Source organism: Saccharopolyspora rectivirgula DSM 43747 (assembly GCF_000497205.1).
GTDB lineage: Bacteria > Actinomycetota > Actinomycetes > Mycobacteriales > Pseudonocardiaceae > Saccharopolyspora > Saccharopolyspora rectivirgula.
The window spans coordinates 1-8,094 of sequence record NZ_AYJW01000099.1 but is presented as its reverse complement, the minus strand read 5'-3'; the positions used below and the strand labels follow the sequence as shown (position 1 = coordinate 8,094).

The window sequence follows — 8,094 nt, the reverse complement described above, 5'->3', positions numbered from 1 at the left end:
CAGCTCGTCGTGCGCGGCTCCAGCGGTCGCTGCGGCGGCCATTCCCACGGCGCTGGCCACCGAGTACGGCGACCAGCAGAAGGACCGGTCGGCCGCGGGGGCCAGGTTGTGGTGCAGGGCGAAGGTGAAGTCGAAGTGTTGCGTCACGGCCGCTGGACTCCGTTCCCGCTGGGGTGCTCGATCTGCACCGAGTCTGCCAGCCAGGGTGCGGGAACTGGAGGTTTTCACGCCCGGCTGGCGCAAATCGCCAACCGGGGCGCGGGGTGGGGCGCTGGCGGGGTGTCGTGTCGGGGTGGGCCTCACCCTGGGGGAGCAAGGGAACTTCCCTGGCTCGTTCCGGCAGGAGAGTTCCCTTGCTGGCGCGCTGGGAAGATCAGCGCAGGGACTCCTCGACGTCGGAGAGTCCCATCAGTCGAAGCTCTTGCGCGATGTAGTCGGCCGCCTGCTGCGCAGCCGGGTCTTGCCAACGCAGCGACTTCACCCAGTCGGCCAGGTTGTCGGCGTTGACGTAGGGTTCACCGCTGACAGTCAGTTTCTGGATGTAATGCCGGTTAGGCATTTCGGGGGCTCCTCGCGGCACGGGGTTTCAGGGTTTTCGCACCGCACGTCGGGGGTCGGTGCGGTGCGGACGAGGATCGGGATGGCGTTCCCAACGCCCAATCACACGCTCTGTAACCATGCTGCGAGATCGAACCTCGTGCAACTACCCATTTGGGTGCACGTCACACTATTTTGGCTGCTCTGCGTACATGACGTTGGTGCCAGGCGACCGCCTGCGCATCCGTCAACAACGCCACCTGGTCCAGCACCACCCGCAACCGGCCCCGGTCATCGGAAGCCCGCTGCCACTCGTGCGCGAACAGCACGTCCAACGACTCGGGGGCCCGCTCCGCCAACGCCGGCACCAGCTCGCACAACAACTCGCGCTGCTGCTCCTGCAACCGCAACCGCTGCGGATCGCTCATCACGTAGCGCAACGCGACCGCCTTGAGCACCGCCACCTCGGCCAACACCGGCTCGGCGACCACCAGATCCGCCCCGTAGCGGGTGTGCGGGCCCGGCCCGTACCGCGCAACCGTGCCGTCCACCGCGGCCGCCACGAACTTCCCCACCAACTCGCTGGTCAGCCGCTTCAAAGCCACCTGGGCGGAGAACGAACCGTCGTACTCGAGCAGCGCCGCCACCGGCGGGAACCGCACCAGCCCGGCCGCCGCCTCCTCCAGCAGAGCGGACGCGTCACCCGTCTCCGGCCCGCCCCAGAAGTGCTTGGCCGCCACACGCGCCGTCTCGGCGCGCTCCTCCGGACTCGTCAACGACCGCAGCGAAATGCGCCCCGCGTGGACGCCGTCCTCGACGTCGTGCACCGAATAGGCCACGTCATCGGCCCAATCCATGATCTGGGCCTCCAGGCACCTGGCCCGGTCCGGCGCGCCCTCCCGCATCCAGTCGAACACCGGTCGGTCATCGGCGTACACGCCGAACTTGGCCACCCCCGGGCACCGCTCCCACGGGTACTTCGCCACCGCGTCCAGCCCCGCCCGGGTCAAGTTCAACCCCCGGCCGACCTCCCCTTCCTCGACGAGCTTCGGCTCCAGGCGGGTGAGGACGCGCAACGTCTGGGCATTGCCCTCGAAACCACCGCAATCCCCGGCAAGGGCGTCCAGCGCCTGCTCCCCGTTGTGCCCGAACGGCGGATGCCCCAGGTCGTGCGCCAGCCCCGCGGTGTCCACCAGGTCCGGATCAGCACCCAGCGCCTCCGCGATCCCCCGGCCGATCTGCGCCACCTCCAAGGAGTGCGTCAACCGGGTCCGCGGCACATCGCCCTCTTCCGGCCCGACCACCTGGGTCTTGCCGGCCAGCCGGCGGAACGCCGCCGAGTGCAGCACGCGAGCCCGGTCCCGCGCGAACGGTGGCCGGGGACCCCCCGCTTCGGTTTCCGCCAGCTTCGGCTGCTCCTGGACCAGGCGGGCGACGTCGTGCGCGCTGTACCCACGAGGAACTGCCGTCTCACCGGAACTCATCGACCCCAGACTACGGCGGCGCACCGACGGGCCACACGTTCCGGATCAGCCCAGGCCGTTCTCGCTCACCTCGGACGAAGCGTGGGTCAACCGGTAGTACAGCAGAGCCGCGGTTTCCCGGACGATGTAGCGGAACTGGATCTCCCTGGTCTGCACCATCGGACCGGAACGGGTCGGCGAAGCGTACGCCTGCAACCCGAAGTCCGAGGCCATCGTCCGGGAGCGCAACGAGTGCCAAGGATCGCTGACGATCAACGTGCTCCGCCAACCGCGCTCGTCGGCCAGCAGAGCAGCCGCGCGCACACTGCCGAGCGTGTCGCTGCCCACGTCGAGAGCGATCACCGAATCGGTCGGCACCCCGTGCTCGACCAGCCACTTCTTCCCGGCCTGCGCTTCGGTGTAGACGTCGCCGTCGAGCCGGCCGCCGACCGTGACGACGTACTCGGTCATGCCGTCGCGGTACAGCTCCAGCGCCTGGTCCAACCGCGCTTCCAGCACGTCGGACGGCTTGCCGTGGTACTGCGCCGCCCCGAGCACCATCACGAAATCAACCGGACGACGGTCGTCCTGCCGGGCGACCTGCCACACCCGGAACGCCGTGCCGCCGACGACCAGCGCCACCACCAGCAAAGCTCCGAGCACTACCCGGGACAAGGTCAACCCGGTTCTCGACGAGCGCATACCCCGCTCCCGACTCACATCCGAATACTCGCGGAGTTGTCCGCCGGACGGAGCAACAACCGCGGTCGTTCACACCTGGTCCACCAGGACAGCGGACGCCGCCCCACCGGGCGATGGGGCGGCGTCCACGGTGCTCTGGTCAACCGGTCAGCAACCGACGAGCCGAGCAGCCAAGTACTCCTCGAGCTTGTCGATGGCCACCCGCTCCTGGGACATCGAGTCCCGCTCCCGGACCGTGACAGCCTGGTCGGAAAGCGTGTCGAAGTCCACGGTCACGCAGTAGGGGGTGCCGATCTCGTCCTGCCGGCGGTACCGGCGGCCGATCGCACCCGCGTCGTCGAACTCCACGTTCCAGTGCTTGCGCAACCGGGCGGCGATGTCCTTCGCCTTCGGCGACAGGTCGGCGTTGCGGGACAGCGGCAGCACCGCGGCCTTCACCGGGGCCAGCCGGTGGTCCAGCCGCAGCACGGTCCGCTTGTCCACCCCGCCCTTGGCGTTCGGGGCCTCGTCCACGTGGTAGGCGTCCACCAGGAACGCCATCATCGGCCGCCCCACACCGGCCGCCGGCTCGATCACGTACGGCCGGAAGCGGGAGTTGGTGGCCTGGTCGAAGTAGGACAGGTCCACACCCGAGTGGTTGGCGTGGGTGGTCAGGTCGAAGTCCGTCCGGTTGGCGATGCCCTCCAGCTCACCCCACTCCTGGCCGCGGAAGCGGAAGCGGTACTCGATGTCCACCGTCCGCTTCGAGTAGTGGGACAGCTTCTCCTTCGGGTGCTCGTACTCCCGCAGGTTGTCGGGGTTGATGCCCAGATCGATGTACCACTTCTTGCGCTCATCGATCCAGTACTGGTGCCACTTCTCGTCCTCACCCGGCTCGACGAAGAACTCCATCTCCATCTGCTCGAACTCGCGGGTGCGGAAGATGAAATTGCCGGGCGTGATCTCGTTGCGGAAGGACTTCCCGATCTGCCCGATCCCGAACGGCGGTTTCTTGCGGGCGGTGGTCAGCACGTTGGCGAAGTTGATGAAGATGCCCTGCGCGGTCTCCGGACGCAGGTAGTGCAGACCCTCCTCGCTCTCCACCGGACCGAGGTAGGTCTTGAGCATCATGTTGAATTCACGCGGTTCAGTGAACTGGCCACGCGTGCCGCAGTCCGGACACGGGACCTCGGACAGGTCGTCCTCGGCGATCTCCTTGCCAGTGCGCTCGGAGTACTCCTCAGCGAGCTGATCGGAGCGGAAGCGGTGGTGGCAGGAAGTGCACTCCACCAGCGGATCGTGGAACGCGTTGACGTGGCCGGACGCCACCCACACCTGCCGGGGCAGGATGATCGACGAGTCCAAGCCGACGACGTCGTCCCGGCCCTGCACCATCGACTTCCACCACTGGCGCTTGATGTTGTCCTTCAGCTCGACGCCGAGCGGTCCGTAGTCCCACGCCGACCGGGTACCACCGTAGATCTCGCCGGACGGGTAGACGAAACCACGGCGCTTGCAAAGGCTGACGATCGTGTCGATCAGATCGGCGGGCACGTTAACTCCGGAATTCTTCACTGGGTACGTCGAACCAGCTGGTCGGAACATCGACTACCGCTGGAGATTCCCAGCGTACCGATGCCACAACACGGACCATACGCCCGGGCACCGGGCAACCACCCAGTGCGGCGGCAACACAACTGACCGTGGTGACCTTACCCGTAGGATGGTGGTTGACGCGGTTCCTCGCGGTCGAGGTCATCCGGACCACGTACGCACGCGAAAGGGAAGCCATGCCCGCTGCCAGCCCCGGATCGGACACCAACCTGGTCAACTCGGCCGGGAACCTGAACGGCGCCGAGGAGCACGAGCACGCGCCCGAGCGCGACCTCCGCCCGGCACCGCTGCAGGACCAGCAGACCCTGATCGAGGCCGGCGAGCTGCTGCGCGCACTGGCCGCCCCGGTGCGCATCGCGATCGTGCTGCAACTCCGGGTGTCCCCTCGCTGCGTGCACGAGCTCGTCGACACCCTCGGCGTCGCGCAACCCCTCATCAGCCAGCACCTGCGGGTCCTCAAATCGGCCGGAGTGGTGCACGGTGAACGGCACGGCCGGGAAGTGGTGTACCGGCTGGTCGACGAGCACCTGGCCCACATCGTGGTGGACGCCGTCGCACACGCCGAGGAGAGCACCCGCTCCCGTGGCACCATTGGCCCGCACACCGCATCAGGAAGCCGAAAGGAAACGGAGAGAACGTGACCACCGGCGAGCGTCCGGCGGGCGTACCAGGCCTGCGCGCCACCAGGCAGCGAGCTGCAGTCTCCAAGCTCCTCGACGAGGTCAGCGACTTCCGTTCCGCTCAAGAGCTGCACGAGCTGCTGCGGCAGCAAGGCGAGGGAATCGGTCTGACGACCGTGTACCGCACGCTGCAGAGCCTGGTCGACGCCGGCGAGGTGGATGTACTCCGCACCGATTCGGGTGAAGCCGTCTACCGCCGCTGCTCCAGCCACCACCATCACCACCTGGTGTGCCGGCACTGCGGCCGCACCGTGGAGGTCTCCGATCCCCCGGTGGAGAACTGGGCGGAACGAATCGGCCGCGAACACGGGTTTTCCGACGTCAGCCACACCGTGGAGATCATCGGGACCTGCCCGGAATGCGCTGCCAAGCAGGACTGAGCTCAGTACTCGTAGAACTCGGCCGGGGCAGCGGTCTCCTGCAGCTGGGTGGCCCGCAGCGCGGGCACGTAGCCGTTCTCCTCGCGCACGCTGCCCGGCTGCAGCGTCCCGACCACCTCGATCCAGGTGTCCTCCGCCAGCCGCTCGGCAGCGGCAGCCCCAGGCCCCACCAAATTCACCCTCACCGGTGACGCGTCCGCAGCGCAGCAGCTGATCCGCATCCGGACCAGCTGACTCCTCCCCGGCTCGGGGTGGACCACGAACCCCCGCAAGCGCACCTGCCGGGAGAGCAGCTCCCCGTTGCCGTCCCACACCGCCCGGGTGACGAACTCCGACACGCTCAACAGGGGCCGCGGTTCAGGCGGCAGCGGCGGGAACCGGGACTCGGGAGCCGGCGGGGACGCCGACTGGTTCCGAGACGCCGAGTCGGCCCCCAGCGGTGGCGGGACGACCAGGAAGATCGCCAGCACCGGCAGCAACAGCAGCCACGCGCTGCGGTGCCCGTGCCCCGACCGCGCAGCCCGACCGGCCCGCACGTCCCGCACGACCGCGACCACCGCCAGCGCGGTGACCACCGCACCCGCCGCCACCAGCCAGGGCAGCATGCCCGGCTTGACGTAGCGCGCGTAGGTCCCGTCCCAGCTGGTCTTGAGGAGCGCACCGCCCACCAGCAACAGCAGCAGGTTCTGGGCTTCCCGACGCATCACCGCTCCCCGAGCAGCGGCCAGCCCACGGCCGTCGCGCACACCACCGCGACGACGAAGGTGGCCGGGGCGAACCGCACCGCGAACCCGCGACCGAACGTCCCCGCCTGCAGCGCGAACAGCTTCAAGTCCACCGCCGGGCCCACCACCAGGAACACCAGCTTGGGGAGCAACGGCACCCCGGGCAGGGACGCCACCACGAACGCGTCGGCCTCGCTGCACAGCGCCAGCACAACGGCCAGCACGGCCAACACCAGCACGCCGAGGACGAGCTGGCCGCCCAGCGACTCCAGCCACCAGGACGGCACCACGACGTTGAACACCGCCGAGATCAACGCGCCGAGCACCAGGAACCCACCGGCCTCGACCAGATCGTGCCGCGCCGACTCGGCGAAGGCCAACCACCGGCTGCCCTCCTGCGCGGACTCCACCCGCCGCAGCGCCCGCTCGGCGATCCACCCCGGATCACCCACCCGCGACCACAACCACCCCATGGCGCAAGCGGTCAGCAGCGACCCGAGGAACCGCGCGACGACCACGGCCGGCTCACCGGGGAACGCCACCGCCGTGGACACCAGCACCACCGGATTCACCGCGGGCGCCGCCAGCAGGAACGACAGCGCGGCGGCCGGCGCCACCCCCTGCTGCACCAACCGCCGGGCGATGGGGACCGAGGCGCACTCGCAGCCCGGCAGGGCCACCCCCGCCGCGCCCGCGACCGGAACCGCGAGCGACGTGCGCGCGGGCAGCAGCCGGCGCAGCCGCTCGGCCGGAACGAAGGCCGCGATCAGCCCGCTGACCAGCACGCCGAACACCAGGAACGGCAGCGCCTGCAAGCAGACCGCCACGAAGACCGTGGCCCCGGTGCTGATCGCCGGAACGTCGAGCAGCGCGCTGAGCACCGGTTGGAACACCACTGCCAGGACGAGCAGCCCGCACAGCACCTCGACCGAGGTGACCTTGCGGCGCGCTGCGGGCGGGACGGTGCGAACCACCCGTCCATGATCGCAACCGGCCCGGCCGGTCACTCATCGGACCCGTCCGATCACTCCCGGTAGCAGGTCAGTCGGTGAACATCTCCAGGATCTCGGAGCGCAGCTGGGAAGCAGTGGCCACCACCAGCATCAGCAGCGTGCTCAACGGCGCCGTGGCCATGCCCTCCGCGGGGAACGCGTACCGCAGCGTGACGTCCACCCCCCGCTCGGTGCGCACCACGCCGAGCGTGCCGAACAGCCCTTGCCCCGCCCGTTCGGCGACCGCGCGGGACAGCTCGTCGCTCGCGGGCAAGTCCCAGGCCACCACGCAGGTCAAGCTGAGCACGGTCAACCCGTCCGCGAGCTGCATCGCTTGCACCGCGCACGGCACGTCGGAGTGCCGGAAGGTCAGCGCCCCGTCGTCGTCGACGTGCACGTCGTGGTACAGCTCGAGGGCCTGCTTGGCCGCCGTCATCAACTTCGCGGTGGTCTCCGCTTCCTGGCTCATCGGCTGGCCTCCTGAGCGGCCTCGGCAGCACGGTCCACCGCACCGCCGAAGCGGCGGTCCCGGCGAGCGTATTCTTCGCACGCGGCCCACAGGTGTCGACGGTCCACGTCCGGGAACAGGGTGTCCTGGAAGACGAACTCGGCGTAGGCGGACTGCCAGAGCATGAAGTTCGACGTCCGCTTCTCCCCGGAGGGACGGATGAACAGGTCCACGTCCGGCATCTCCGGCTGGTACAGGTACTTCGCGACGGTGCGGTCGTTCACCCGCTCGGGGTTGATCTTGCCGGCGGCGGCCAACCTGGCGATCTCCCGCGCGGCGTCCCCGATCTCAGCTCGGCCGCCGTAGTTGACGCACATCGTCAGGTTCAGCACCTCGTTGCCGCGAGTGCGTTCCTCCGCGGCCTGCAGCTCCTTGATCACGCTGCCCCACAGACGGGGTTTGCGGCCTGCCCAGCGCACCCGAACCCCGAGTTCGTCCAGCTCATCAACCCGACGCCGGATGACGTCCCGGTTGAAGTTCATCAGGAACCGGACCTCTTCCGGGCTGCGCTTCC

The 8,094-nt window shown here is 69.0% G+C and carries 10 protein-coding genes; 2 read left to right on the top strand and 8 right to left on the bottom strand.

The features are described from left to right. Positions 1-373: 373 nt before the first annotated feature. The 4 genes from SREC43747_RS0118365 to SREC43747_RS0118350 form a co-directional block, all read right to left on the bottom strand. Positions 374-559, bottom strand: a complete 186-nt coding sequence (locus SREC43747_RS0118365) for a hypothetical protein (RefSeq protein WP_029722845.1) — start codon at positions 557-559, stop codon at positions 374-376. A 163-nt stretch (positions 560-722) separates the two neighbouring features. After that, positions 723-2,021 (bottom strand): deoxyguanosinetriphosphate triphosphohydrolase, encoded by a 1,299-nt coding sequence (locus SREC43747_RS0118360; protein ID WP_029722842.1) that lies wholly within the window; start codon positions 2,019-2,021, stop codon positions 723-725. 45 nt (positions 2,022-2,066) lie between these two features. Beyond that, complete coding sequence (locus tag SREC43747_RS0118355) at positions 2,067-2,702, bottom strand: YdcF family protein (protein WP_029722841.1); 636 nt, start codon at positions 2,700-2,702, stop codon at positions 2,067-2,069. 147 nt (positions 2,703-2,849) lie between these two features. After that, entirely contained in the window at positions 2,850-4,235 is a 1,386-nt protein-coding gene (locus SREC43747_RS0118350; RefSeq protein WP_029722840.1) for a glycine--tRNA ligase, read from the bottom strand. Between the two features lie 236 nt (positions 4,236-4,471). Between SREC43747_RS0118350 and SREC43747_RS19995 the strand changes: the two genes are divergently transcribed. Further along, a complete protein-coding gene (locus tag SREC43747_RS19995; RefSeq protein WP_051388146.1) occupies positions 4,472-4,936 on the top strand; it encodes an ArsR/SmtB family transcription factor in 465 nt (154 codons plus the stop codon). Continuing rightward, a complete protein-coding gene (locus tag SREC43747_RS0118340; RefSeq protein WP_029722837.1) occupies positions 4,933-5,355 on the top strand; it encodes a Fur family transcriptional regulator in 423 nt (140 codons plus the stop codon). Before SREC43747_RS19995 ends, SREC43747_RS0118340 begins: the two co-directional genes overlap by 4 nt. A gap of 2 nt (positions 5,356-5,357) precedes the next feature. On the opposite strand, the gene SREC43747_RS0118335 is transcribed toward SREC43747_RS0118340, so the two are convergent. The 4 genes from SREC43747_RS0118335 to uppS all read right to left on the bottom strand — a co-directional run. Further along, complete coding sequence (locus tag SREC43747_RS0118335; RefSeq protein ID WP_029722836.1) at positions 5,358-6,059, bottom strand: TIGR03943 family putative permease subunit; 702 nt, start codon at positions 6,057-6,059, stop codon at positions 5,358-5,360. Next, positions 6,059-7,054, bottom strand: a complete 996-nt coding sequence (locus SREC43747_RS0118330; protein ID WP_029722834.1) for a permease — start codon at positions 7,052-7,054, stop codon at positions 6,059-6,061. The genes SREC43747_RS0118335 and SREC43747_RS0118330 overlap by 1 nt, the downstream gene beginning before the upstream one ends. A 67-nt stretch (positions 7,055-7,121) precedes the next feature. Beyond that, the gene (locus SREC43747_RS0118325) at positions 7,122-7,541 is read right to left on the bottom strand and encodes a hypothetical protein (protein ID WP_029722833.1); all 420 of its coding nucleotides are present in this window, start codon (positions 7,539-7,541) and stop codon (positions 7,122-7,124) included. Then, positions 7,538-8,094 (bottom strand): polyprenyl diphosphate synthase (uppS, locus tag SREC43747_RS0118320; RefSeq protein ID WP_037332561.1); only part of this gene is annotated, 557 nt, incomplete at its 5' end. The genes uppS and SREC43747_RS0118325, both read right to left, overlap by 4 nt.

What these genes read in the sequence shown, in the direction of transcription:
- SREC43747_RS0118360 (WP_029722842.1), bottom strand. Translation starts at nt 2,021, where the DNA reads ATGAGTTCCGGTGAGACGGCAGTTCCTCGTGGGTACAGCGCGCACGAC.
- SREC43747_RS0118325 (WP_029722833.1), bottom strand. Translation starts at nt 7,541, where the DNA reads ATGAGCCAGGAAGCGGAGACCACCGCGAAGTTGATGACGGCGGCCAAG.
- SREC43747_RS0118355 (WP_029722841.1), bottom strand. Translation starts at nt 2,702, where the DNA reads ATGCGCTCGTCGAGAACCGGGTTGACCTTGTCCCGGGTAGTGCTCGGA.
- SREC43747_RS19995 (WP_051388146.1), top strand. Translation starts at nt 4,472, where the DNA reads ATGCCCGCTGCCAGCCCCGGATCGGACACCAACCTGGTCAACTCGGCC.
- SREC43747_RS0118335 (WP_029722836.1), bottom strand. Translation starts at nt 6,059, where the DNA reads ATGCGTCGGGAAGCCCAGAACCTGCTGCTGTTGCTGGTGGGCGGTGCG.
- SREC43747_RS0118365 (WP_029722845.1), bottom strand. Translation starts at nt 559, where the DNA reads ATGCCTAACCGGCATTACATCCAGAAACTGACTGTCAGCGGTGAACCC.